The 23,633-nt window shown below is 66.0% G+C and carries 25 protein-coding genes; 13 read left to right on the top strand and 12 right to left on the bottom strand.

The window, feature by feature from the left end; translation table 11 throughout:
• The first annotated feature begins 895 nt into the window (after positions 1 to 895).
• The gene (locus tag AC5Y6Y_RS21370; RefSeq protein ID WP_122447384.1) at positions 896 to 1,243 is read left to right on the top strand and encodes a hypothetical protein; all 348 of its coding nucleotides are present in this window, start codon (positions 896 to 898) and stop codon (positions 1,241 to 1,243) included.
• 169 nt (positions 1,244 to 1,412) lie between these two features.
• Here AC5Y6Y_RS21370 and AC5Y6Y_RS21365 read toward each other — a convergent pair whose 3' ends face one another.
• The 9 genes from AC5Y6Y_RS21365 to AC5Y6Y_RS21325 all read right to left on the bottom strand — a co-directional run bounded on the left by AC5Y6Y_RS21365 (position 1,413) and on the right by AC5Y6Y_RS21325 (position 7,652).
• On the bottom strand, positions 1,413 to 1,802 hold the full coding sequence (locus AC5Y6Y_RS21365) for a hypothetical protein (protein ID WP_136623059.1): 390 nt from the start codon (positions 1,800 to 1,802) through the stop codon (positions 1,413 to 1,415).
• 188 nt (positions 1,803 to 1,990) lie between these two features.
• Positions 1,991 to 2,323 (bottom strand): hypothetical protein, encoded by a 333-nt coding sequence (locus AC5Y6Y_RS21360; protein ID WP_122447382.1) that lies wholly within the window; start codon positions 2,321 to 2,323, stop codon positions 1,991 to 1,993.
• The gene (locus AC5Y6Y_RS21355; RefSeq protein ID WP_499930235.1) at positions 2,323 to 2,850 is read right to left on the bottom strand and encodes a hypothetical protein; all 528 of its coding nucleotides are present in this window, start codon (positions 2,848 to 2,850) and stop codon (positions 2,323 to 2,325) included. Before AC5Y6Y_RS21355 ends, AC5Y6Y_RS21360 begins: the two co-directional genes overlap by 1 nt.
• A 184-nt stretch (positions 2,851 to 3,034) precedes the next feature.
• Positions 3,035 to 3,427 carry a YbaB/EbfC family nucleoid-associated protein gene (locus AC5Y6Y_RS21350; RefSeq protein WP_499930234.1) on the bottom strand — a complete coding sequence of 131 codons (393 nt, stop codon included), beginning with the start codon at positions 3,425 to 3,427 and terminating at the stop codon, positions 3,035 to 3,037.
• On the bottom strand, positions 3,424 to 5,154 hold the full coding sequence (locus tag AC5Y6Y_RS21345; RefSeq protein WP_499930233.1) for a hypothetical protein: 1,731 nt from the start codon (positions 5,152 to 5,154) through the stop codon (positions 3,424 to 3,426). Before AC5Y6Y_RS21345 ends, AC5Y6Y_RS21350 begins: the two co-directional genes overlap by 4 nt.
• A 24-nt stretch (positions 5,155 to 5,178) precedes the next feature.
• Positions 5,179 to 5,472, bottom strand: coding sequence for a DUF2694 domain-containing protein (locus tag AC5Y6Y_RS21340; RefSeq protein ID WP_122447379.1), 294 nt, complete (start codon positions 5,470 to 5,472; stop codon positions 5,179 to 5,181).
• Between the two features lie 20 nt (positions 5,473 to 5,492).
• Positions 5,493 to 5,810: a type VII secretion target gene (locus AC5Y6Y_RS21335; RefSeq protein ID WP_122447378.1), complete on the bottom strand. Its 318-nt coding sequence runs from the start codon at positions 5,808 to 5,810 to the stop codon at positions 5,493 to 5,495.
• A gap of 46 nt (positions 5,811 to 5,856) precedes the next feature.
• Complete coding sequence (locus AC5Y6Y_RS21330; RefSeq protein ID WP_499930232.1) at positions 5,857 to 7,452, bottom strand: DUF4226 domain-containing protein; 1,596 nt, start codon at positions 7,450 to 7,452, stop codon at positions 5,857 to 5,859.
• Between the two features lie 50 nt (positions 7,453 to 7,502).
• Positions 7,503 to 7,652 carry a hypothetical protein gene (locus AC5Y6Y_RS21325; protein ID WP_183155450.1) on the bottom strand — a complete coding sequence of 50 codons (150 nt, stop codon included), beginning with the start codon at positions 7,650 to 7,652 and terminating at the stop codon, positions 7,503 to 7,505.
• Between the two features lie 134 nt (positions 7,653 to 7,786).
• On the opposite strand from AC5Y6Y_RS21325, the gene AC5Y6Y_RS21320 reads away from it, so the two are divergent.
• The 3 genes from AC5Y6Y_RS21320 (at position 7,787) to AC5Y6Y_RS21310 (ending at position 10,847) form a co-directional block, all read left to right on the top strand.
• Positions 7,787 to 8,209 carry a hypothetical protein gene (locus AC5Y6Y_RS21320; RefSeq protein ID WP_301149867.1) on the top strand — a complete coding sequence of 141 codons (423 nt, stop codon included), beginning with the start codon at positions 7,787 to 7,789 and terminating at the stop codon, positions 8,207 to 8,209.
• A gap of 1,573 nt (positions 8,210 to 9,782) precedes the next feature.
• The gene (locus AC5Y6Y_RS21315) at positions 9,783 to 10,229 is read left to right on the top strand and encodes a hypothetical protein (RefSeq protein WP_499930231.1); all 447 of its coding nucleotides are present in this window, start codon (positions 9,783 to 9,785) and stop codon (positions 10,227 to 10,229) included.
• Positions 10,230 to 10,298: 69 nt separating this feature from the next.
• Complete coding sequence (locus tag AC5Y6Y_RS21310; protein WP_499930230.1) at positions 10,299 to 10,847, top strand: HAD family hydrolase; 549 nt, start codon at positions 10,299 to 10,301, stop codon at positions 10,845 to 10,847.
• A gap of 129 nt (positions 10,848 to 10,976) precedes the next feature.
• Here AC5Y6Y_RS21310 and AC5Y6Y_RS21305 read toward each other — a convergent pair whose 3' ends face one another.
• The gene (locus AC5Y6Y_RS21305) at positions 10,977 to 11,690 is read right to left on the bottom strand and encodes a hypothetical protein (protein ID WP_499930229.1); all 714 of its coding nucleotides are present in this window, start codon (positions 11,688 to 11,690) and stop codon (positions 10,977 to 10,979) included.
• Positions 11,691 to 11,692: 2 nt separating this feature from the next.
• Positions 11,693 to 12,682 carry a ParA family protein gene (locus tag AC5Y6Y_RS21300; RefSeq protein ID WP_499930228.1) on the bottom strand — a complete coding sequence of 330 codons (990 nt, stop codon included), beginning with the start codon at positions 12,680 to 12,682 and terminating at the stop codon, positions 11,693 to 11,695.
• 1,290 nt (positions 12,683 to 13,972) lie between these two features.
• Between AC5Y6Y_RS21300 and AC5Y6Y_RS21295 the strand changes: the two genes are divergently transcribed.
• Both AC5Y6Y_RS21295 and AC5Y6Y_RS21290 read left to right on the top strand, forming a co-directional pair.
• Entirely contained in the window at positions 13,973 to 15,031 is a 1,059-nt protein-coding gene (locus tag AC5Y6Y_RS21295; protein WP_499930227.1) for a transglycosylase SLT domain-containing protein, read from the top strand.
• 145 nt (positions 15,032 to 15,176) lie between these two features.
• Positions 15,177 to 16,157, top strand: a complete 981-nt coding sequence (locus AC5Y6Y_RS21290; protein WP_499930226.1) for a C40 family peptidase — start codon at positions 15,177 to 15,179, stop codon at positions 16,155 to 16,157.
• Here the strand turns inward: AC5Y6Y_RS21290 and AC5Y6Y_RS21285 are convergent.
• The gene (locus AC5Y6Y_RS21285) at positions 16,154 to 16,738 is read right to left on the bottom strand and encodes a helix-turn-helix transcriptional regulator (protein WP_499930225.1); all 585 of its coding nucleotides are present in this window, start codon (positions 16,736 to 16,738) and stop codon (positions 16,154 to 16,156) included. The genes AC5Y6Y_RS21290 and AC5Y6Y_RS21285 overlap by 4 nt on opposite strands.
• A 387-nt stretch (positions 16,739 to 17,125) precedes the next feature.
• Here AC5Y6Y_RS21285 and AC5Y6Y_RS21280 point away from each other — a divergent pair, with 387 nt between their 5' ends.
• The 7 genes from AC5Y6Y_RS21280 to AC5Y6Y_RS21250 all read left to right on the top strand — a co-directional run bounded on the left by AC5Y6Y_RS21280 (position 17,126) and on the right by AC5Y6Y_RS21250 (position 23,557).
• Positions 17,126 to 17,659 carry a WhiB family transcriptional regulator gene (locus tag AC5Y6Y_RS21280; RefSeq protein WP_499930224.1) on the top strand — a complete coding sequence of 178 codons (534 nt, stop codon included), beginning with the start codon at positions 17,126 to 17,128 and terminating at the stop codon, positions 17,657 to 17,659.
• The gene (locus tag AC5Y6Y_RS21275) at positions 17,652 to 18,032 is read left to right on the top strand and encodes a hypothetical protein (RefSeq protein WP_122447322.1); all 381 of its coding nucleotides are present in this window, start codon (positions 17,652 to 17,654) and stop codon (positions 18,030 to 18,032) included. The genes AC5Y6Y_RS21280 and AC5Y6Y_RS21275 overlap by 8 nt, the downstream gene beginning before the upstream one ends.
• A 2-nt stretch (positions 18,033 to 18,034) precedes the next feature.
• Entirely contained in the window at positions 18,035 to 18,523 is a 489-nt protein-coding gene (locus tag AC5Y6Y_RS21270) for a transcription elongation factor NusA (protein ID WP_136623047.1), read from the top strand.
• Complete coding sequence (locus AC5Y6Y_RS21265) at positions 18,520 to 19,593, top strand: alpha/beta fold hydrolase (protein WP_499930223.1); 1,074 nt, start codon at positions 18,520 to 18,522, stop codon at positions 19,591 to 19,593. Before AC5Y6Y_RS21270 ends, AC5Y6Y_RS21265 begins: the two co-directional genes overlap by 4 nt.
• A gap of 35 nt (positions 19,594 to 19,628) precedes the next feature.
• Positions 19,629 to 20,177, top strand: coding sequence for a hypothetical protein (locus tag AC5Y6Y_RS21260; RefSeq protein WP_499930222.1), 549 nt, complete (start codon positions 19,629 to 19,631; stop codon positions 20,175 to 20,177).
• 902 nt (positions 20,178 to 21,079) lie between these two features.
• Positions 21,080 to 21,346, top strand: coding sequence for a hypothetical protein (locus tag AC5Y6Y_RS21255; protein WP_499930221.1), 267 nt, complete (start codon positions 21,080 to 21,082; stop codon positions 21,344 to 21,346).
• 1,419 nt (positions 21,347 to 22,765) lie between these two features.
• Positions 22,766 to 23,557: a hypothetical protein gene (locus AC5Y6Y_RS21250; RefSeq protein WP_499930220.1), complete on the top strand. Its 792-nt coding sequence runs from the start codon at positions 22,766 to 22,768 to the stop codon at positions 23,555 to 23,557.
• Positions 23,558 to 23,633 lie beyond the last annotated feature (76 nt).

The raw sequence follows: 23,633 nt of genomic DNA, 5'->3' as shown, positions 1-23,633 counted from the left end.
CCCCGCCACTCGACCCGCTGGCAGTACCCGCGGGGGCGGTTACCGACGCTGAACCCGCCGGCGGCCCAGCCGACACCGGCGCCGCCGGCGGGGCACCCATACCAGGAGACGGCAACATCATCGGTGGAGCAGCCCCCACCCCGCCGGATGCGCCCGCGGCCGACATCGGCACGTGAGCACCAGACATCCCGACACCACTCGCCGAGGCCGGTGCGGCCTGTCCAGCGGACAAACCCGCAGCGGGCACACCATTCGCCGAGCTTGCCGCCGGTCCCCCACCCGCCGACGTGGCAGCCGGCGGTACTCCGCCGAAACTCGCACCGCCCGACGATCCCGCGGCCAAACCTTGTGTGAACGCCGCTGAAGGCTGTCCGATTCCAGGCGCCGGCGCTGAAAGCCCGGACGCCGCAGGCATTCCCGACGACAACCCGCCACCCGCCCCGGCGCCGGGTGCCTGCCCCAGGCCAGATGCCAACGACGACAGCGGATTCCCCGATCCAAGGCCCCCCACCCCTCCGGATGCGGGCATGCCACCCAATCCCCCGACAGGCATTCCGCCGCCCCCACCCAAACCAGTTGAGCGCACCGGCGGCGACGAGGGCGCGGCTGGCGACAACGGCGCTCCGGGATAGGTACCAGAAGGTTGGAGCCCTGGGGGCGAGGGGTTGTCACCGTCCACGGGTGATTTGATTGACCGCTCGGGCCGGTGCGGTCCGCCGCTCGCTCCAGCGGTCTGTGGTCCATTTGGAGCCGGTTGCTCGTCGTCGTCGCCCCTCTTTAGTTGGTCATGGTCGACGGGTTTGACGATGCCTCTGTGTCCCGGCCCAGGTGGCGGCGGGGAGGGATGCTGGGGGATGCCGCGGTCGTGTCCGACTAGTGCGGTGTAGTCCGAACCGTGTTGTCGCTGGAAGTGGCCGTGCTCGGCGATGGCTGCTTCGACTCCCGCCGCGGTCACTCCGCGGGCGTGGGCGTGGTGCGTGCTAACAATTATCTGCTGCTGCATCGGATTCTTGGCAGCGGCCGCTTCTTGCTCGGCAGCGTGCACGATCGAGCGCTGCCGACTAGCAACATCGCGATACACACCGGCAATGGCCGAAAACATAGTCGCAGCACCGGCATAGAAGTCCTGGGCGCGGCTCAGGTCGGCCGCCCACTGGCGATTGACTTGATGCCCTTCGTCAAACCCGCCGGATTGTGCCGATTGCTCACGCAGCGTGTTGGCCGTGCGCACCCTCCGATGTAGCTCGCCCAGATGAGCGGCCTCGGCACGATATTGCGTCGCTTGGGCCTCCAACGGCTCTGGCGACGGGGGAACCATGTCTGGGGTCACGACCAAATGCCCGATTGAACCTCCCGCCGCCTGCGTGCTGACCACCCCTGCCCCCTCTGTCCTAAAAGCGCGTCACGGTCAATTACGGAAGGCCGCAGACTGCGTCTACCTGATGCGTGTGATCATTGGCGCGATCAATAGCAGCGTCTACCGCGCGGCCATGTAGCAGCAGCGTCTCGTGTTGAATGTCGTAGGTCGCCACGAGGTAGTCGTGGATCGGTTGCGTTACTTCTTGCGGTGTCGCAGGACCGATTTGTGAGTTGAGGTAGGCCGTCTCGACCAGCGTTACGCGGGCATCAGTGATGATTGCTTCGCGTTTGACGGGGTCGTTCCATCCGCGGGGGGCGTGCGCCACATCGGCGCCCGCTGCGACTATCCGCGTTGCAGCCAAATCCCATGCCTGGCACGCCCGCTGCTTGGCGGCCGCGATCTCCTCGGCGCTGAAGCTGGGTGAGACAATCACGGTATTCACCGGCCGCGCAGTCGGCCGCGACAAAGTAAACCCGCTCAACGCTGCCGCGGTGCCGCACACGATCACCGCCAGCCAAGCCCCAGCCAGCGTGAGCCGCCCGCGGCGCCGCGAGGCCGCATGCTTTGGTGGTGTGTACGGCGGGGGTGGGCCTGCAGGTGGCGCGTATAGCGGTGGTGCTGCGTAGGTTGTCACGTCCAGACCCCCGGCTCTTCGGTCAGCGTCTGGCGGTTCTGTTCGTCGGCGTCCAACATGTCGGTCAGTGCCTGCTCGTTGGCGCCGGAAATCTTATGCCCGCGCGAGGCCACCGCGGCCGCGACATGAGTGGTCTCCTGATTGACGGCCCCACACAGCAGGCCCACCGGCGCCCAGGTAGACGCCGCAACCATGCTTGCCGCACCGGACAGCGCCCTCCCTGCCGAGGTCGCTCCCCCGACTGAAAGTTCCGCCGCGGCCGCCGACGCCTGAAGATTGGCCGCGGCTGCTTGAGCGGGAAACAGTTGAATAACTTTGCCCGTTGCCATCAGTCACCACATATCTTGTTTAGCTGCGCACCGGCTGCGTTGACCCGTTCGATCACTTTGTTTGCTTCTGCGTCGGGGACCTCGCGGGTGTTGGCGTCCACCATCGCGATTAACGCGTTGATGTTCTCTTCGGTTGCGTCCGCGACATCCTTCGGTGTTGCTGGCTTGAGGTGGGTCCGCATGTAGTTCGTCTCCACCATGACCACAGTTTGCAGATTCGCCAACATCTGCCGGTACCTGTCCGAGCCCCGTTCACCCGCAGTCGCCGCGAACTGCTGTTGCGCCGCGGTGATCGGCCCATCCGCGACCAAGCTGGCCTCACACGCTTCCTTGCGTGCTGCGGCCATTTCTTGCGGGCTGTAGGTCGGCGGCGGCGCGGTCATGGTGGTGGTGGTCGCTGTCGGTGTGGCCGCGGTCAGTTTGATGGCACTCATGACCGTCGCCGCTATCCCCAGCAGTAGCGCGATCGCGACGAGAACCGCGGTGAGCTTCACGCGGCGGCGACTCGGCGCGATCGGACCATCCACGAGCAGCGCCGGTGCAGCGTGCAGGGGGGCAGGCGGTGCTTGCAGGGTCGGCGGCGGCAGTGTCGCCGTGCCGGGTCGGGCCCACACCTGTTGCGGGTCGACCCCAGCAGGGTCGCCCGGCTGCTCAGGGCCCTTGGGCATCATCTGTCCACTTTAAAGCGGCGAGCCGACATCAGGCCACCAGTTAAAGCACATCAGAGGTCCAGATATCACTGTCGGGGTCGGCCAGCGCTGCCAGGGCGGCGTTGAGGGCTTCCTCGTCTTCGGCGCCGGTGAGGGCTGCGGCTTCGGCGGTGGCCGCGGCGACCGCGGCGTGCAGGGTGTTGTTGTAGAGGTCCTGGAATCCCTCGTGGGTGTAGCGGCTGGTGCTGCCCTCGGCCAGGGTGAGCGAGGTCAACTGGCCCTCATAGTTGACCGTGAGAACGATGTCGCCGTCGCCGCCCTCGAAGTCGACTGCGATCTCGGAGAGTTCGTCGGTCAACTTCGTCAGCAACGATTGGACCCGTTCGATACGGGCGATGACGCTATTGGTCAGCTCGGCGTCGGCCTGATAGCTCGCGTATTCATAGACGGTCACGACGGCTGGTCTCTTTCCTTGGGTGCTTCGATGCGGCGCGGGGCTGCTTTAGCGGGCGCGCGGGGCGTGGGCGGAGGGGGTTTGGGTGCGGTGTCGGCGCGAGCTGTGTGAGCGCGCAGTGCTTCGCCTTTGACGGGTGCAGAATTTGGTTGCGGTGGCGCCGCAATGGTCTTGTCGGGGTCTTTGACCGCGCGGGTGCCTGCCCCGCCGGCGCCCGCGCCGGCGCCCATGGGCATCATCATCGGTGGTGCGCCGCCCATGCCCGCGGCGGAGGCCGCTGCTTGGGTGGGTGATCCGGTCAGGCCTGCCATGGGTGGCACGGGGGGTGGGGCGCTCATCGCGAGCATGCTGTCCGTGGCGGCAGGTAGCTTGGGCAGACCCGCGGCTGCGGGCGCTGTTTCGCCGCCGCCTCCGCCTGCTCCGCCGCCGCCGGAGCCGATGCCGCCAAGACCGGTGCCTGGAATGTCTTCGAGGTCGTCGCCGGAATCGTTGAGGCCAGTGGTGAGTCCGGTGATGCCCTGCAGGGCCTGAGAGGCTAGCCCTTGAGCTTGCTGGCCCAGGCTTTGCGGGATGCTGGCGACCGCGCCGAGCATCCCTCCGAGCACCCCGGTGAGCATGGTGGGCATCATCGAGCCCATGCCTGCCAGGCCGCCTTGGCCGCCGGTGCCACCGAGTGGATCCATCAGGAGACTGTCGTCGCCGTCGAGGATGTCGCCGCCAACGCCCGCGAGATCCTCCGCGCCGCCGTCGCCGGGAGCGGTGGGGCCCGGTTGGCCGGGTGCGGGTCGCGCTGGGGAGTTGGGTGAGCCTGCTTGGGGTCCGGAGGGCCCGACGACCGGCACGACCGGCGGGGGCCCGGGTGGGGCGGTGGGAAGTTCTCCGAAGTGGTATCCGGCGGCGACTGCTGTGGTGCGCTGGTTGAGGGAGGACAGTGCGGCCTGCGCGCGTGTTACCGCTGCGGCGGTGTGTGGTCCGGGATGGCTGGCGAATTGTGCTGTGGCGGCCCGCAATTCGCGCTGGGTGTTGCTGAACTCGACGGTTTTCGGGGTCGCGTGCTGAGTGCGGGCGAAGCGGTTCTTGTGGTCGTTGGCCCATTGGCCGATGGCGTCGGTGTGTCCGGCCATGGTGTGTGTCCAGTCTGCGAAGCGCAGCAGGGCGGCAGCGATGTGCGGTCCTGCTTGTCCTTGGAGATGGGTGTCGATCGTGGCCGCGGCGGCGCGTGCGGTCGTTCCGCAGCTGCGAAATTCTGCCGAGGCGGCGTGGCAGGCGGCCAGGAAGCTGGCGCCGGCATCGGGCTGGCCTGCTTCGACGATCGCGGCGGTGACCGCACCTGGACGTGGTGCCGGCGGGAGCATCGGGATCTCGGGCACGGGGATATCCGCGGTGATGGCCGGCGTGGGGGTGGGTGTGGGTGCCGACGGATTGCCGCGCAAGCTCACCACTGCCTGGTTGGCGCTGTCCATGCTGGCGTAGGCTGCGGCGGCTTGTGCGATGGCGCCCGCGGCGCTGTGCAAGACGGCGACCGCGTCGCGTGCGCGTGAGGCCACGATGGCGCCGTGTCCACTGAGGCGCGCCGCGACGCTTCCCGAGGTTTCGTCGGCGGCGAGCGGGGGGTGGATCGCTGGATCGGCGGCCACAGCGCTCAGCGCGTGGGCAGCCGCGGCGAGCTGGGCGGCGGCGCCTTGGATGCCGCCGGTATCGGCGTGCAGCGGCGCTGTGGCGGCCATCGTTGTCCTTTTCCCGGCGGGTGGTTAGAAGTCGATCCAGGCTTCGTAGTTTTCGACCTGGTCTTCGGTGGCCAGCGGCGTGGTGACTTCGGCGTTGTTGTTTTCCATCTCCAATCGCAGCGCCAGCTGGGAACGAAGGTGGGCCAGGGTGTTGAGCTGCATGATGCGATTCGCGAGGTCGGTTTCGTCGAGCAGCATTGCTGCGGGCTCAAGTTGGAGGCCCAGGCTGTTGCCGCGGCGCCCGACCCTGACGCGGATGGAGCCATCGCGGCTGCACGCCTCAAAGACGTCGGTGTCGCACTCTGTCGCCTCGAACATCGCCCGTTGCACGTCTTCCGTTAATCGGTGGCGATCGTCAGATTGGCGGTATTCGCGGCGTTCATTGCGCCGAATTTGGTTGCGCCGGTGCGTAACTGCGCGGCCATGGCGCGGTGGCGCTGCTCTTGGGCTTGCAGTGCTGCTTCGCGCGCGTTGACCGCATCGATCGTCGCGCGGCGCAACTCATACATCATCGGTCCCCAGGAGTGGGCGGCGGCCACGGTGTTGGGGTGTTCGGCGCGGGCGGCTGCGCATGCCTCGGCGGCCTGTTCGTGAGAGATCGCCCATTGCAGAAGCTGGGCTGGATCGGCCTGTAATGCCTGGTCATTCACGGCCATAACGCTACTCCTTTGCTGTTGATTCGGTTCCGGTTATAACTGCTGATCACGGGGGTGGGGCGGTTGTTGCGGTCAGTGTGGGCTGGGTTGGGCTAGCGGCGGCGGGCAGTGTCAGGTGCCGCCACCCTAGGAAGTTGGGTCCGGTCTGCAGCTGCTCGAGGGGGACCACCTGGCCGTTGGCCCAGACTTTGTTGGCACCCAGTGCCATGACGCGGTGGTCGTTGTATTCACCGATGTCTCCGAATTCCAGGCGTCCGGGTGCGACCGGAGTGGTCACCGGTGATCCGAGCGGGGCCAGTTTAATTCCGGAGGCCGGAAACGCTTCGTCGATGGCGGTGCCTTTGAGGACATCGCCTCCGGCCTTGGCCAGTGCGGCGCTGCTGACAACGCGCTGTGTGCCGTCCGGCAGTGTCACCGATGTCGTGGCGGCGGGAGCTACTGGGGCCTGGCCGGGGGCTGCTGCCGGCGCGGTCGTCCCGCCGCCGGCGCCCGCAGCGGCGGGCTCGGGCTGATCGCCGTGCGCACCGGCGGGTCTGGCCGACGTGGCCTCACCCGGCTTGCCCGTAGCCGGATCTTTGAGAGGGTCGGCGCCTTCGCGATCGTCGAGCTTATCGCGGTCGCGGTCGCGGCCGCCGAGGCCGGCGTCATGCAGTGCTGCGCCCAGTCCAGACCCCAACTCACCCAAGGGAAGTCCGCCGCCACCACCGCCCATCGGCATCATGGAACCCAGCGATCCGGGCAGACCACCCAGGGCGCCCATCGCCGGGGCAAGCGCGCCGAGTCCGGACAGCAGCGGGTCAGACCCCATCGCTGAGAGCGCGGGATCGCCGCCCGCGGCGCCTTCACCGCCCAACGAGGGTGTCGCGCCGGCCGCGGCTGCCGGCGCTGCGCTCGGCGGCGCACCCGGACCGGTACCGTCCGGTGCGGGTGTCGGCGGAGTCTTACCCTCGCCGGCCACCGCGTCGTAGCGGTGAGTCAAACCGTCCAGAATCGCCGCCTGAGATTGCGCGTCCAGGTTGGCGTTTTTGACGACCAGAAGAATCTGGGCGGTCTTGTTCTTGAGGAAATCCGCAAGCTGCTGTTGACCGGCCGGAGTGTCCAAGGTGTCCCCGAGCTTCTTGACTTCGTCGATGATCGACTGCTGCAGTTCCTGCAACTTGGCCTTGCCCGCCTCGCTGGTAGCGTGAGCCCGCAACACCGCGTCGGCCAGTTCGTCGTCGGCGGCATTGAGCGCCGTACGGTTTTTCGCTAACGCGGAATCAAGACGAGTCGCTGCGTCTGCGGCCGCACCGGAAATGTCTGGTGCCGCAGGTGCAGGAGCACCCGGACCCGGCGCCGGTTGACTCCCCGGCACACCGGCAGGCCCGGTGCCCGGCGGCGGCCCAGCAGGCGCTGCGGGTGGCGGCGGGTCGGCGAACTCAGGTCCCTTAAACAGGGTCGGCCACTGATTGCGCAGCGCACCGATCAAGGTATCCGGGACATAGGAGTTCACCCGATTGGCCCAGTGCGTCGGATCGGTCTGTTGGGTGTGCAGGATCTCGTTGAGGCGGCGGTAATCGTCGTCGTTGAGGTGGCCGCGCCACTGAGGGTGATACTTGAGGATGTGGTTGATTGCGTCGACCACCTGACCTTCAGTGGCCATCGCGCACCTCCGGCGTTCCTACCGCCGCAGCGCTGACCGCCGCGGCGGCGCTAGATGTCGCCATCGGTGTCCGTCAATTCCGCAAGACCGGTGCCGGCCAGTGGCGGCACAGCAGGCACGTGAGGGGCCGGTTCGCCGAGAAGCTGCGCGATACCACCTACCAGTTCTTGCACCGCAGATTGCGCCCATGACGTCGTCATAGCCCCGGACGATAGAACTTCAGCGGCAAATCGCGCCACCACTGCTACCTACATCGGGCGGTGAAACAATTTTCTGAACGCTCTGCGGCGTGTCCCCCGCCCCGGTTTCTGGAATCGGCGGCATGATGCGACTCATGGCCAACGGAAAACCTGGACGCCGCTCCCTAGGGCCGCGTGACACCACCCCAGCCCGGTTACCCCTCGCCGTGCATGCCCTGGTCGAACACGCCGCGGCCGCGCGTGGCATCGACCGCGGAGCGTTTTTGGCCGACGTGATCTGCTATCACGCCGGGCGGGCAGACCTGATGCGACACCTGCATCAAGACACTCTGTTGGCGCCGCCGATCGCTCACCACGAAAGCGCCGAGGGCGACGGCAACCAACTTCGCCGCATCACCGTGCGCATACCGCCTGCGGTGCGCCACGTCGTCGAACGTGCCGCGGCCGAACAGGGCACGGATCGATGCACCTACCTCTCGGACCTGATCTGTGCGCACATGGGGCGCCCCGATCTGACCCGCGCCATCCACAGGGAGGTTATGCCGCTGGCGATGTAAGCCACGCCACGGCTCCCGCCACGGGGGCCGACCCAGCCAACTACATAGGGCGCGGCACAACTAGGACCCCTAGACGCGGAAACCCTCGGCTTCCGAGGTGGATTCCGAGGGCTTAGTGAGAGTGAGCGGCGAACTCGACTCTCTGTGCTCCGCACATGTCCCCGAAGGGAACGCTGTTGTTGCATCACGCCAACGGGTTTCACAGTAGCGCATTGCCCCGGTCCCGTCCATCGGTCTCGCTGCGTGTTCCCCAAAATTCCACACATCATGTGGACATCTGGTCGCCTCCGCCGCGACCGATCTCTGAGCATCCTCGCCTCGCCGAGCCACAGCCGCACGCGCAGGGCCCCAGCGGCCCAGCCCGGCTGAGCCCACCGACGATCGGAGGTGCGGCCACGGCAATCACCTGAGCACCAATAGGGGCCTGCGCCGGGCGTTCTCTGTGTCGTCGGCGAAGTCCGCAACAACTCAACACCCACCGTGCGTGGGAATCATCAACCGATTAAAAGCGCGAACCCCCGGTTAGCGGCCGGGGGTCCATCACACGCCTTATGAAGTTGAACCCGAGTTAGCAGCTCGGATGTGGTGCTCGCGCACCTTCCCCGAAGGGATTTGCTTGAACGGCAAGTCTCACGGTAACGCATACCCTTCTGCCGGTCTAGATGGCGCAGCGTGTCGTGATCAACTTTTGTCCTCACCCGGCGTGGACACCGCGTGGCCGGGCCGCGCGCTCCCCCGGGGCTACCGGGGCTGCACTGCCTCGCGGCCCCAACGCGGTACCTTGCGCACCAGGCCAGCGGCCAAGCGCCGCGACCGCACCCACGCCGCCCTCGCACGCCGGCGACGCCTCGCGCGCACTCGCCGCGTTCTCTCCCCGCTGGCGCCGGCCGCGACATGGGCGATAACGGAAAACGTCGTCCTCGAACTCGCCGAGGACATCCACACCGGGATCGCATGCTGGAACCACGGCTGGTCAGCCTGGGCCCACCTCACTGTGGCCTTCGCCTACGACCAGCGCTACAGCGTCATACGGGCGCACATGCACGACGGCGGCATATCCCGCTCGAAACTGATCCTGGTCGCCGCAGCACTAGCCCGCTATGCCGACTTCCGCACCGGCCGCAACGCCCGCCCCACCAACGCCCGCTTAGCCGCCGACACTGGATTGTCGATCCGCCACGTTCAGCGAGGCCGACAATGCTTGCGGCTGCTCGGAGTGGCTACTGAAGTGCTGCGTGGCCGCCAGCGCACCCGAACCGAACGGTTCGCGTCCTGGCGCCTGGGCGACCGTGCCCGGGGCTGGGCATCAGTGTGGGCATTGCACGAGGACGCCCAGCTCGTCCGGGCCATTAACACGCTGTCACCCCACCCACGAAGTGGTCCCTTACGTAAGAAACATTCCCCTTACCAACAACTCACTACCCACAGCCGACGGCCTCACGGCCGCCGGAAACACGGCGCTACGCGCCGAGCACGCCCCGACGAGCGGGGGTTGGCCCTCGCACAGACGTGGCGCAGCCACCCGAACAGTCCCCCGTGGGCGCGTCGGCACTCCGCGGCGGCCTGGGCAGCTGTGCTGGCCGGCCCGGCGCATCACCAGTGGACGGCGCGCGACCTGAACCAACTGATCACCGATTGGCTCGGCATCACCGGTCACCGTATCCCCGACCGCCCGGCCAAACCGATTGGCCTGCTCGGCGCCGTGCTGGTCTGGCACGGCCGCGACAACCTCGACGACCGACCCAGCGCGCAAGACCAAGCACGCGAAGCGCACGAACGAGCGAGTAGAGCCGCTCAGCGCCGCGCCGAGGCCGACGATCGACGTCAACGCCAAAGCATTGTTCTGCCTGCTGAGCAGCATCCGGCCCGCCAAGCCGCGCGTGCAGTCGCGGCCGCGGCCGCTCAGCGCGCACAACGACGGCGCATCGACGAGGCCGCCGCCGCCGCCGCGGAATTGGCCAAGAAAATAGAAAGCATACGTGCCCGCGATGCAATTCCTGGAACTATCGACTACCGTTGATTTGAAACGGCGCGTTTGCAAATGAAAATCGCTCATTGTTTATGTATTTCGTCGGGTATAGTTATTTTTATGCCGCGCAAATACGGTGTCATGATCGACTTCGACGGAGTTCTTATCGACATGGCCCCCTTTGCCTACGAACTCGACGAAGAACAGCCGCGCCGCTGGCACCGATTCTTTGCCCACACCGACGAGGCCACCCCGCTAATGACCGGGCTGGAGCTCATCGAGCGACTCAGCGCCCTCGGATGGTCCTACGCGGTGTCCACGACCAGGCCGGCGTGGACACTGGGCACTGTGCGACGCTGGATCGACACCCAGCTGCCGGTACCTCCCGTTGCCGCCTACGCGCGCCGCACCCCCGCCCAACGTCCCCTAGCCTGCAAGGCAGAGCACTACTGGCGCACCCGTCGCTCATCGCGCTATTCACCCGCAGTCTGCACCCTATTCATCGACGATGAACTCTCCGTCGTTGAGGGCCTGGCCGATATTGATATTCCCGCAATCCACATCGGCGACATCGCGGTCCATAACGAACGGGATCTACTGGCCTGCCTGAAATACAGCCGAAAGTTGCTCTACGAAGACGAACAACGGCGCCGAAATAAAACGGGCTAGCTCATGTCCGCGCTGACATAGCCAAGACGTGCGGCCGCGCAGAATCGTGGTGCCAGCATCGAACCTCCACCTAGCCGGGCCACTTCTCCGCGCTGGCCGCAAGAGCGGCCCCGTTCGCCGCCTTTGGGATCAGGTCTTGGCATGGAGAAGAAAATGCTCAAGAACAGTCGCCAAAAATGGTGAGAGGTGTGTGGCGCCGATGTCGGCCATTTTATCTTTGACCCACTGCCGCTCTTGAGGTTTGAGGGCGATCTTTGCCTCCACAGTGGGCTCTGAACTGTTTCGAGCCGAGCGCGGTTCCGGCATGAGCCACGGGTCGGCGGCGTCGTTGACGTCGAAGAGCTTCGCCAAAGCGTCGGCGGGGTCTTGGTTCTCGTCGTTGGCCTTATCGCGGATGAAGGCGAAGGCGTCGTAGACGGTTTGGGCGTAGCTCCGAAATTTCTTTTGGCGCCTGTCGACGAGTTCACGATATGCCTTGGTGCGCAGATAAACGGACGTGGGACCGATTTCTCCGGACGGTGGCTTCAATGCTCTGGGAACCGCAGGCCGTGCCGGTGTGCTCTGGCCGGCGACTTTGTTGGTGGCCTCGGGTATGGGAGCCGCCGCTGGCTGCTGCTGCGGCGTCGCGGCAACAGTCGGGTCCGGCGATGGAGCGTCGGCTTGGCGGGCCGGCGATTGCGTGATGCTCGAGGTCGGGGACGCCGGATCCTGTTGGTCAGGCTCAGAGTTGGCTGCCGCAGGCTGCCGGCGATCCGGGGATTTCAGGAGACCTTGCAGTTTTCTCCCGCGTGGTGGTGGCGCAGCGAAGGTGCTTTGCAGATTCTTATGCGTAGGTTGAGACATTGTCATACCTCCTGGTCAAGGGCTGACAGTTCGTTGACCCGCTGGAGGATCTCCATGGCCAGACCTTCGTAGTCTTCCGCCAGACCCGCGCTGCTCGCGGCGCCGGTGGACACCCCGGCCGATTCTGGTGTGATGCCCGTCTTGAGCGCCTCTAGTCGCTTGCGTTGGGCAATTTTGCTGGCCGACTCCAGCTCGTAGGCCATGAGTCCGTGACGACGTCCATCAAAACTGGCAGCGTCTGAGTGACGGATGATGTTACGGAAGACAGGTGCGCTATCCCCCAATATTTCGGTGACTGTGTGTTGGACCCGCTGCGCGATCCGAGTGGATGAGCTGCCGAGTCCGAATCGAACCACACCGCCAAGCATCAACGCTGGATTATCTTGACGAGCCAGCTCAAATCGGCGGGCCACAACCGAGAGTCCGTCGATGCTGGCGTCGTCGGCACGGATGGGAATGATGACGGTGCCCGCCACGCGCAGGACAGCGTCCATCGCTGTCATATCCACAGGTGGTGCGTCTATCAAGATCAAGTCGTAGCGCCGATCCAGGCTAGAGATTTCTGCTACCAGAGCCGCGTGCAGGCTCTGACTAGCCGCGTTCGATGCGAAGTATTTGTAGATGCGTTCCAGGGCGTAACCGCCGGCGATGAGGTCGACGCCAGGCCGCACATTCTCATAAAACGGAGGTGGCGCGCTCGGGGCACCGGGGAGCATCAGAGCAGCCGCGTGCGCTTCGCCATTTCCCGCAATCAGGTCTTCAACTGTCTCCCATTCCCCCACGGGCAAGCCGAAGTCTCGCGCGCAGTTTCCCTGCATATCGAGCTCGACGAGAAGCACTCGATATCCCGCGCCGCCGAACAACGCGGCTTCGTTGGAGGCAAGACTTGTTTTGCCTACTCCCCCTTTGCCATTGGCGAACGCAATGGCGTGATACGGCGATGGCACCACGGCGGTCATCGCTTCGGCTAGATCGGCGGTAAGGATCGGCATAGTGAAGACCTACCTTTTCGGTTCAGGCATTGATGTGAAGGTGGGGGTCATGGGCACCGCGGCGGGGGGCGGCGTTGGGTCCCCCGCCGCGGCAGCGCTGTTGAGGCGCGACGTTATCCGCTGGTTGCACGCGCGTCCAGCGCGACGCGCCGAGCGGGGTAAATCGCTAACTTTCGCGCGACCCATCGCGCACTTTGCATCGCGTTTCAAACGCGCAATAGTCGCGACACTGAACGCGCACCAATCGCGCTAACTGTCGCGTGAAAAACAGCGATGCCATCGCAACTGTCGCCGCTTGTTTATCGCTCTATTAGTCGCGTTTGCCGCGCGCTTAGTATCGCACTGCATCAGCGCACACACCGCGCAGACAAGCGCGTTGTGTCACGCGCTTCACAACGCGCTAATCAACGCGTTCTCTACCGCGCTGCATCGTGCGTGATACTTAGCGTGGTTAATGCACGCTAGCGCGCGCTGCGTAGGACGTACCGCGCCGCGCCTGGTCACGCGGTGTATCAAGCGTCTAGGCAGGCGAGCTTGAACGCGTCGTGGTGCACGCTGTTATACGCGAGGTTAGTTGCGTGCTTCACGCGCGACATACGGCGCGGTTATCAGCGCCTCTATGAGCGCGGTGCAACGCAGTGAACTGCTAATATCGGCCCTTGGCACTTATCACCGCCTGCGCCGGATGCGGGTGACTCGCGGGTGACGAGCGCGCCCGCTTGCCGTGGAGGATCGCACTTTTGGTGCCCCAGGGGGTGCTGCGAAGCGGCAGAGCGCCCGGCCGTGGGGCTTCCAGATCGACACCCGGCGCGATCGGGGGCCTAAGCCTGAAGTTAACGACCAGCAGCGACGAGTTCCCCCCAGCGCCTGAACACCAGTCTGGTGAGATATCTCGCCCGCGGGGGTGAGCAGTTGCTCAGTACTTCGGCGACTCATCCCCCGCTGACCCGCCACAGGGGCTGCGAGCGCGGGGTCCTGCGACCGCTTAAGCCCGAGGGGCTGGCGCCCTGCTATCCGCAGCAACCCGAGAGTCTCGGGGAGCGACGTGATGCACGTGGGTACTTGGCGGCCGGGGGCGCGGGGTGTTCCCGGCGCCCGACCTCTTCAGAGCCCGGGCGCTGAAGATACCGACAAGGCCAAGGGCCGAGTCGCACCCGCGTCGCGCAACCCGGAGCCCGTCATGAACGGGGGATTTGGAGGCAGTAGGTAATGTCTCTTGCCAGAACAGCGCAACATTGGCCGGGCCAGTTGCTGGACCTGGGTGGCCTGGCTAGGCCATACTCCCCGTCCATGACGACTTTGGGCGCCGCGATCGTCGAGGCGGGTCGTGCGCTCGGTGATGCTCGAGGCATGTATGGGGCCACGCCGGTGTCGGGGGAGTGGCAGTCGACGGGCGGTCTTGTCAGAGCGGGTGGCGCCGTGGCCCGCACGCACCGCCAGGCCCAGGAGTCGTGGCAGGGGGTAGGGGGAGGAACCTATCGCAGTTCTGCGGGCAGAGGGTGGCGGGCGCTCGATGTCGTGACCGGCGCCGACGAGGGAGCACAGCCCGGTCTGGCGGGAGGAGCGACCGTGGGCCGCCAAGGTCGTGGCGGTATGGATGGTGTCATCGCCACCACCCAGAGTGGGGTCGGTGCGCTCGCGCCGACTGCGAGTACCCCAGCCGGTCAGCGGGCTCTGATCACTCACCTTCAAGGCCAACTCGGCCGGGCGAAGGCACTTCTGCAGCTGTCCCAGCAACAAGACCGGCAGTTGGCTGGGCTGGTGCGCGCCGCGGCCGCGGGTTATGGGGGACAGGCGCCGCCTGCGGCGCCCATGAGCTTCTCGCCGTCGGGCATGGGCGGCGGAGGTGGTGCTGGCCTCAGCGCGGCACCGTTCGGGGCGGCGACGGGTTCTTTTGCGGGCACGCGAGGGCGGCGTCAGCGGCGCGGCCGCGAAGCGGGGTCACCGTTGCATTTGAGCGCGCACGGACCAGGACCAGAGCGGGTACGTGCGGCGATCCGCCAAGCCCTGGATCTGAAAGGGATCAGGGATCCCGCGGCGCGTGCTCGCTGGGAAAGCGGCATGATGCTGGTGGCTCAGCGGGAATCCAACTTTTCCTCCACGGCGAAGAACCTCAGCGATGACAACGCTGTGCGCGGCGATCCCAGTGTGGGGACCTGGCAATTCATCGACTCAACCTTTCGCGCCTACCACGAACCGGGTACAGCGATGAGCCGCACCGATGATGTGGCCGGAGCATGCGCCTTCATAAACTATGCCCAGCGCCACTACCACGTCAGTCTCGACGGATCCAACCTAGCCGCCAATATCCAGCAAGCCGACCCCACCCGGTCGCCGCGCGGCTACTGATCAGGGGTGTTCGGGGCGGGGTCCTCTTCTGAGTTGAAGGCCGGATCGGAGCAAAGTTGCCCGTATTGGTGGCTCAATAGCGAGGGAATCGGCAATACTGCCGCTTGTGTCCCTTGACGCGTTGGTTGCCGAGGCTGGCCGCAGCATGAGAGCAGCACGCGGCCTGTTCGGTCAGGCACCGGCCGGTGGCGAATGGACGACGACACCGACACTGGAGGCGGGGCGTGGCGCTGTCTCGGGTGCGGTCCAGGCGGCCGGAGGGCATTGGCGCGGAGCCGGAGGGCAAACGTATGTCACCGCGGGCCGCGGACATGTGGCCGGCCTGGACTCAGTCGTCGGCGCTGATTACCACACGACGCCGGGATTGCAGGGAGCGGTTCGGACAGCTTCGCTCGGCGGCGCGGGAGTTGATGGTGTGATTGAGCAAACCCGCGCCGGTGTGGGAGCGATCGCGCCGAGCACCGCGACACCGGCAGGCCGTGCCGCATTGATCAGTCTCTTGCAGGGCCAGCTCTCCCGGGTCAAGGCGGTCCTGACGGCCGCTGAGGAACGCAACCTTCGGCTGGCGATGATGGTCCGCTCGGCATCGGGGGGCTACCGCGCCCCGATGAGTGTCTCTCCGATGGGTGGGGGCGGGGGATTCGGCACGGGTGGGGGAGGGGGCGGCGTGCCGTCGCTGCCGGGGCTGTCCGGCTTGTTTAGCGGGCATCGCGGGCACGTGGGTCACCCCGGCGCCGCGGGCCAGCATTACGCGATGCGGGGTGGGGGACCGTCGGCGCAAATGGCGGTGAAAGCGGCACTGACGAAGCTGGGTAGGCCCTACGTGTGGGGAGCGAAAGGTCCTGAGGCGTTTGATTGTTCGGGCCTCGTGCACTGGGCCTACGCCCAGGCCGGCGTCACCCTCGGCGCCGATACGTACACCATGATCGGGCAGGGAACTGCGGTAGCACCTGGCGACGTACAAGCCGGCGATCTGGTCTTTCCGCGCAGCTCGTTCGACAGCCGGGGCCCCGGCCACATCTTGCTGGCGATCAGCCCGACCGAATGCGTCGAGGCACAACAGTCCGGCGTGCCGGTCAAGGTCTCGCCGATGCCGGGGGCGTTTGTCGCTCGACGAGTGGCTTAAAGCGTCGCCAGTCGTTGGTCGTTCGCGGTAGCTTGGCGGATGGCGACGCGCTGCTCATGCAGCGCGGTGATCGCCGACATGGTCTCGTCGAAGGCGTCACCGGCATGGGGGAGCGTAGCCGAGATGAGCGTTTCGAGATTGAACAATTGCGTGTCGAGTTCCTGCAACGCCATCCGCGACTCGGGACGCTGGGCAGACTGCAGCAGAACGAGCGCGCAGGTCGCCGCGACATCGGTCAGTCCTTTGGCGATCACCAAGTAGGTGCGCGGCGATACCGCAGCCGATTGCCGCGGTGGGGCAGCGGTGGCTGCGATGGAAGCTTTCGGCGTGGTGTCAGCCTGCGGCAGCGGCACATTGCGCCGCAGCGCATCCAGGGCGCCGCGCGGCCACTGCAACGCATCTTCAATGAGCACCCGTTTGGAGGGCCGCGGAAAGGTCTTGCCCCGTTCGAGTAGCGCCGCAGTGCTCAGCGCGACACCCGCCGCATCGGCCAGCTCCTGCTGGGTTTCAAACCCCACCTCGAGTCGACGCGTGAAGACAGCCTGACCAACACGCTTGAGTGGCTCGGTCTCCTCGCTCACCCCGGTCCCTTATGTCAGGTAGTCGCTTGGGCCCGAACGCCCGAGAAACGAGCATTCAGCTTGTCGCATCACTATAGAAGGCAACCATAGCCACGTACATACAGACACGAGGATTGTCGATCACGCCCCGTTCCGGGCAGAAGCATTGAGCATGTACGGCAATAGGCGTGAAAACACGTCTAGGGTGCGCGTGTCAATCATCAACCACCGCGTCTGCGCCCCGGAACCCCACTCCCTTCACAAACAGTAAAATGCGTCTGAGCAGGCTATTTATAGAAAGTGTCCCCATAAGTCACCAATAGTCTGGACATGAGTGCCTATAGGTGTAATAGTACGTGACTAGATGTTTTTGGAGCGTTTAAGATTCACGCACACCTAGGGGCACTCATGTCACTTACCGATATCACCCGCATTGCAGCGACGCAGTCGGCGCGCGATGGGCTCTGCCGATACGACGATCCTGACCTGTGGTTCAGCACCGCCGCCCGCACCCGCGCGATCGCCATCTGCGCCAATTGCCCGGTCGCGGCGGCCTGCGGTCAAGCAGCCCTTGATTTGGGGGCCAGCGACGGGGTGTGGGCCGGTGTGGTGCTGCCCGGTAACCGCACCCTTGCCCCGCTGGCCCGAGCGCGTGAACGCTTGCAGGCCGCGGTCGAGCACTATCGGCAGCGACCGCCCGATCAACAGATTCGCGCGCTCGTGCTTCGCAAAGCGTTGCGCCACGCCGCGACACGCGAGCAGGCACGACGAGTCATGTCCGAGGCGATCCGCTACGCGACTCCCAACCAGGAACAAGCGCTACGTGGCCTGCGCAAGGCCGTCGACGACAACCGCCGCGGTGCACCACGAGTGCGCACCGCTGACTTGATGATTCGCGAAGCCGTGCGCTACGCGGCCGATCAGGAGCGGGTCAGTGCCTAGCTACAGCCGCGCCACCCGCATCTTGCGTGATGACCTCACCGCGCAGCTACGCCGCGCCGACCGACCGCTGACGACCGCTGAACTACGGGACAACGCCCCCCGTGTGCCGCACGGTCCGCGCGGCCGGCTCGCCGCGCCGATCAGCGAACAGATCTATCGCACCCTGTGCGCGCTGGAGCGCGAAGACATCATCAACCGAGCGGGATCCTCAGGTCGCACGATCACCTGGGCGCCGACTATCACCGCAGCCTTGCGTACTGAAATCGCGGATCTGGAGGCCGCTTTCGCCGTCGTCGAGCCTGCGGACGCTCGTGGGTCACAGGCCCCGCAACCGGCACCCGTGCCCGCAGACCCAGCCCGAAAGAGGTTGTGACCGTGGTACTTCCTCGCGAGTTGATGCGCGCCGCTCTGGCCGAACGTGTTCCCGAAGTAGCTGACGGTTCAGTCCAAATCGTCAGTGCGGCACGCGAACCCGGACGGTGGGCCAAAGTCGCCGTCGACACCCATCTGCGCACCCTCAACCCCGCCGGGGTGTGCATCGGCTGGGCAGGATTGCGCGTTGCCGACGTGCAACGCCGCCTGGGTGGCGAACGCATCAGCATCATCCGCTTCCATCCCGACCCGGTCCGGTATGTCCTCGACGCCCTACAGCTGCGTTGCGCACAAGCCGAGGTCACCGACGCGAAGGCCCGCATCATCCGCGTGGTCGTCGACCCCGCCGACTACTCCCGCACCCTAGGCAAGGAAGGGCACAACGTGCGGCTTAGCCGAGAATTGACCGGGTGGAACATCCAGGTCTGCACCACTGGCTGCGGGAGTAGCCGCCACGACCATCCTCGCCGCCCACACCGGCTGGCATCATGACTGCCGCTGCAGTTCTCGCGCCGCCGCCCCGCACTGCCTGCCATCGCACCTGCGGCGTCCGCGCGCAGCGCCGGCAGATCACCACCACCGATGGCACCATGCTGGCGGTCCACGACAGCGGACCGGCCAGCGCGGGGCACACCGTGATCTTTCTGCACGGCCTGTGCCTCAACCACCAGACTTGGACACCGCAGATCAATCGGTTACAGGCCGAGTACGGCGCGCAGCTCAGACTGATCAGCTACGACCACCGCGGCCACGGCGAATCAGGAACGGCCGATCCAGCGACCTACACCATCGCCCAGCTCGGCGAAGACCTTCGCTACCTGCTCGGCGAGCTCGAGGTGACACCGCCGGTGACGATGGTCGCTCACTCAATGGGCGGCATGGCCGTGTTGGCCTATCTCACCGCGTCGGCGTGCCGTCGCAGCGTGATCCCCCATGGCCTGGTTCTGGCAGCGACCGCTGCGGGCAAACTCAGCCGACGCGGCATCGGCAGGCTGCTGTCGACCCCGGCCACTGACGCGGTGGCCTACACCGTCACTCACAGCCCCGACACCCTCGTGCGGGGCCTGACCAAACCCGTGTGCGCGGCCCTGGCCCACCTAGCACATCGTCTGCCCACCAATGACTTTGCGCCCATGGCGTTGGCGGCATTGACCACCACGGCGGCCTGCACCGCCGTCGGGTACCTGCCCAGCCTGCGTTCCTACGACCACTACGCGACACTGTCCACCATCACCGCACGAACCGTCATCGTCAGCGGGGGGGCCGACCCCATCACGCCACCCCAACACGCCCGCGACATGGCCGCAGCGATACCCGACGCTGTGCACTGGCACGTCCCCCGCGCAGGCCACATGTTGCCCGGCCAAGCCCCCGACGTCATCACCGCCGCCATCAAACACGCCGCCGCACTCGGGGCGCCGACAACTCGACCTCCCCGGCTCTGCACTGCCCGAAATGTCACCCACGCGCCGGCTTCGCCACCACATTTGCCACCCGAACCAGAGCCGGCCAGCGCGGCTAAACCCGCGCTCCTCAAATACGTCACCGAGGGCACACAATGAGCGCCACGATAAGTCGCCCCGCGCCCGGCCGGTGGTTGACCATCCTGCTCAGCGGCGCACCGCACCAGATCATCACCGATGCCCACGGACGGCTCTATCTGCGCCGCTGGTATCTGCTGCCGCACAACCGCCTCGTGAACCTTTACCTGCATCAATTCTTGGCCTCCGATGACCCCCACGACTTTCACGACCATCCCTGGGGATTCCTTTCAATCATGTTGTCCGGCAGCTATGTTGAAACGACCCCAGCAGGTTCCTGGTTGCGCCGCCGCGGCTCCATGGCCCTACGCAACGCCAGCGACAGACATCGGATCGCCCTCCTGCAAGCCGACGATGGATCCGAAAAACCCTGCCGCACCATCGTTGTCACGGGAAACCACTGCCGGCAATGGGGCTTTTGGCGCGCAGCACCGGGCTGCGAACCAGGAGACGGCCACTTCGTCCCCTGGCGCGAGTACGGCGGTCCGGCGGCCGCCGAGACGGCGCTGTACCGCCAAGCTCCACCCGTTGCCGGCGCTCGGCGTCGCGCACAACGGGTGGACACGCTGAAGCGGCTACGGCAGCGCAGGATGAAGATGCGATGAGCGCCGCCCACACCTGCAGCCCACAGTTTTTCGTTGCTTGCGGCGCGGGGACCGGATACCTCGCTGACCGTGACGCTCTCGTGGACATCTTGCGCCGACAGACCGAATTCGATTGGTACGTCGCTGAACACGTGCACATGGTCCCCGCCGTATGGATTGCCACCGGCGGCGACCAGTTCCGTAGTCTGCGCGTCACCCGCAGACAGGTCGGCGGCTCACGATCCTGCATCGAAGAAGAATGGACCCTCCTTGACACCGCCACTGAGCACGTCGACCGAATCATCACCTCCGCCCCCGCGTTCGACGTCGCGGCGGGTCTAGCGCTGTACCCAGCCACACCGACCGGAAGAAATCAACCCCGATGACCATCGAACCGCCATCTCCAGGCGCATCCCCCGGTCAGTGGAGGCGAGACCGACTCACCCCCGCGGCTGAGCGCACAAAAGCATCTTCTGTCGCTGCGCCCCTGCGTGCGCTCGCCGGCCAGCTCTGCGCCCTGGGCTACGACGCCCGCCCCACCAGCCAAGGCATCCACAGCGTGACGGCCATCGAGATCCATGCAGTAAACATCGAGGGATGGCGCTACCCTGACGGCCACTGGGAATTCGTGGACAGACCAGCGCAACTTCTCATCGACCCCCACGGCCGACCCGACCGCCTGGTGTTACCCAGTGAGGTCGGATGGGGCGGCGCCACCACCGGAGTGCCCTCCTACGCATCCCCGGCGGCCGTTGCAAGCTGGGTGGCCCAGAGCTTGCCGCCGCCCGATCAGCCTCACTGCCAATTGTTTTCAAGCCACGATGACCGGCAGCATTACGCCTACCCGGCTCCCCGCGACTGGGAACAGCGATGGCGTCTGGCCTGGTAGCGCGTCATCGGCGCGGCAAAAAGACGGGCCAGCGGTGAACGCGGCACAGCTGCGAGCAGCACTGATCGAGGTCCTCGCCGGCACCCACGAACCAATGACCACCAGCGCGGCGCGTATGGCGCTCAGCGAACGGTTTCGCGGCAGCGCGCGCCCGCTGGTGGCCGAGGAGGTCTACCGCGCACTGCTGATCCTGCAACGCCAAGGCGCGGTGCGGCGCGTCCACGACCAGCCGGGCCCGCTCGCGCACTGGCAACTAACGCACAGTCCCCGGCCACACTCAGAGCAGGCACATCGGCGATGAACACACCACCCTGCAGCCACCGGCACGACGCGCTCACACCAGGGCTCGTGGTGCGGGAATCACTGTCGGTTGTCAGCGTCGAACTGGTGCTCATCACCGCGTGTGCGCTGATGTTCAGCTTCATCAGCGCGCGCGAGAATCGACAGACGACGTGCCCCATGCCGTGGACTGGCGAATCGCCCGCCTATCAGAACCGAGTCCTTCTGTGCAACACCACGATTCAGCGACATTCTTCGCACCGGCCCCACAGCGGTGGTGTGGGCGCTGCCCGGAGTCTTTCACTCATCATCACAAGGGAGTTGTCATGCATAATCACATAGAGCTTCAGGCCGAGACCACCCCGGCGAGTGGAAGGGCTTGGCACGCGCCGTCATTGCCTGCCCGTCTCCGTTTGGCCGCCGCGCGTCTGCGCAATGGCGACAGCCGACAGGTGTAGCTGAGATGGCAATCGGTCGCCAACCCGCACCCGTCGACGTCACCGCACACCTGCCGCTGCTGCTGATCGGCCTGCGGTGGCTGCTGGACACCGAACAACCTCATGGAGCGGTGATCTGCCCTCATGACCAATCGTTGCCGTCAGTCGGCAACCGCAGACTGCGATTTCGCCCGCAAGGGCTCGGTGGCCACCCCGCGGTATTGATCGAGATCACCGACGCCGACTGGGATTTCAGACGGAGTCGTTCTCCTAACGTGGTGTCTCCCTGTGAGCTCGACGATCTGCTGTTCGTGATGAGCGACTGCGGCGAACCCGCCGCCGCGACGTGGCAAGACAACCCGAGGGTCACCGCTGCGGTTGCCCTTGCCGCGCCGGCACACCCGTCGCTGCTGGCGGCCATGGTGCGATACCGGCAGAGCTACCCGCCGCATCGGGGCGAAGCGGAGTGTCACTGCAGCCCGGGACACTGCGAGGGCTCACAAGGCGCTATCAGTGTGCACGACGTACACAGCGCGGCACTAATCGGCGGACCGTCGAAGACCGGCGGCCTCACACCGGAACTGATCGGAGAGACGTTCGACCGCACTACGGCGCCATGCTCACACGCCAAATCACCGTGGTTGCGGCGGATCCCAGGCCAACCGCGGACTTATCGGCGCGTCACGTGCCATTGTCGATTCCCGTCGCAAGGAACACCGGATGAATGACTCGCGACGATTTCCTTGGTTGGCCAGCGAAGCCGATCACACCGAGCTACGGGATCGCCTACTCGGTCGCCCGGCGCGGGCGATCCTCAGCGGGTGCCCCAACGCGTTACAGCGCCGTGCCCTCAGCGGCTGGAATCGTGTCCTAATTCGTTCTGCCACAACCCAAAGCGGCCCGAACGTCCCCCGCCTCAAGGTCGCGTGGTCCAACCGGGCAATCACCGTCTCAAGCTTCTTCGAGGTGGTCGCGCACGCGCAGGCCGCCGAGGTGTGCTCGCGGTGAGCCCGGCAGCTGAACCGAACTCCCGGCTCGCCCACCACCGGCGACTGCACGCACTGATGGCCGCTGCCGGCTACCCCGACCCCGACACCATCCGACAGGAGCGCACAATATGGCACGCAGCAAGCGGCCAGATCCCCACCAACAGGGTCTGTTCGACATCTTCGGTGGGGATGGTGACGATGAGCAGTCCAGAGATACAACAGATCGTGCGCCAGGTGTACTCGGGTCCACTGCGCCTACCGGCGCACTGGACCCCACCGCAGTGCGAGGAATTCCTGGACAGCGAGGCGAGCAGACTGAGTCACCAGATAGCCGAACTGGCAGCCGAGATGGGCGCCCAAGCGGTAGGGGAGTGGACCCGCGCCCACCACGGAGCGCACCCGGACTACCTGACCAAGGTGGGTCTGCTCAACAGCGCACACAACCAGGCCAAGGAAATAGTGCTCAGCGAGCAACTCTACGAACAGATTCCCCCCGAGCCGGATCCACCCAGCACACTGTGGGGCGAGGATCAACCCGAACCGGACCGCCAGCAGACCCCGTGGGATCAGCGCTGGACCCGACCGGCACTGCGCACCGAACCCAGCCCGGACATCGAGGCCCTGATCGCCCAACTGTGGCCGGAGCCAACACATTCGGCCTACTTCCGAATCAAGGCCGGATATCTTCTGGCGGCCCGGGCCGAAGACCAGCTGGAACTGCCCAGCGGCCCCCACGATCCCCTGACCGCGCAGCTGGCGCTGATGATCTCGCACGACCTACGCGAGGACGGGCTACCCGACCGGTAATCGTTGCGCAGCCCTCGCTGTTCGATGCACCCGACCAACCCACCGATCCGCGCACCATCGACCCCGGCGGAACCCC

This window comes from Mycobacterium sp. NGS24, assembly GCF_059813065.1.
This window is presented reverse-complemented; position numbering and strand designations above follow the sequence as displayed.

Bases quoted from the DNA above. Each gene is read 5' to 3' on its own strand.
- AC5Y6Y_RS21360 (WP_122447382.1), bottom strand. From the start codon at position 2,323: ATGGCAACGGGCAAAGTTATTCAACTGTTTCCCGCTCAAGCAGCCGCG.
- AC5Y6Y_RS21345 (WP_499930233.1), bottom strand. From the start codon at position 5,154: ATGGCCGCCACAGCGCCGCTGCACGCCGATACCGGCGGCATCCAAGGC.
- AC5Y6Y_RS21340 (WP_122447379.1), bottom strand. From the start codon at position 5,472: ATGTTCGAGGCGACAGAGTGCGACACCGACGTCTTTGAGGCGTGCAGC.
- AC5Y6Y_RS21335 (WP_122447378.1), bottom strand. From the start codon at position 5,810: ATGGCCGTGAATGACCAGGCATTACAGGCCGATCCAGCCCAGCTTCTG.
- AC5Y6Y_RS21330 (WP_499930232.1), bottom strand. From the start codon at position 7,452: ATGGCCACTGAAGGTCAGGTGGTCGACGCAATCAACCACATCCTCAAG.
- AC5Y6Y_RS21325 (WP_183155450.1), bottom strand. From the start codon at position 7,652: ATGACGACGTCATGGGCGCAATCTGCGGTGCAAGAACTGGTAGGTGGT.
- AC5Y6Y_RS21320 (WP_301149867.1), top strand. From the start codon at position 7,787: ATGGCCAACGGAAAACCTGGACGCCGCTCCCTAGGGCCGCGTGACACC.
- AC5Y6Y_RS21310 (WP_499930230.1), top strand. From the start codon at position 10,299: ATGCCGCGCAAATACGGTGTCATGATCGACTTCGACGGAGTTCTTATC.
- AC5Y6Y_RS21305 (WP_499930229.1), bottom strand. From the start codon at position 11,690: ATGTCTCAACCTACGCATAAGAATCTGCAAAGCACCTTCGCTGCGCCA.
- AC5Y6Y_RS21300 (WP_499930228.1), bottom strand. From the start codon at position 12,682: ATGCCGATCCTTACCGCCGATCTAGCCGAAGCGATGACCGCCGTGGTG.
- AC5Y6Y_RS21295 (WP_499930227.1), top strand. From the start codon at position 13,973: ATGACGACTTTGGGCGCCGCGATCGTCGAGGCGGGTCGTGCGCTCGGT.
- AC5Y6Y_RS21290 (WP_499930226.1), top strand. From the start codon at position 15,177: ATGAGAGCAGCACGCGGCCTGTTCGGTCAGGCACCGGCCGGTGGCGAA.
- AC5Y6Y_RS21280 (WP_499930224.1), top strand. From the start codon at position 17,126: ATGTCACTTACCGATATCACCCGCATTGCAGCGACGCAGTCGGCGCGC.
- AC5Y6Y_RS21265 (WP_499930223.1), top strand. From the start codon at position 18,520: ATGACTGCCGCTGCAGTTCTCGCGCCGCCGCCCCGCACTGCCTGCCAT.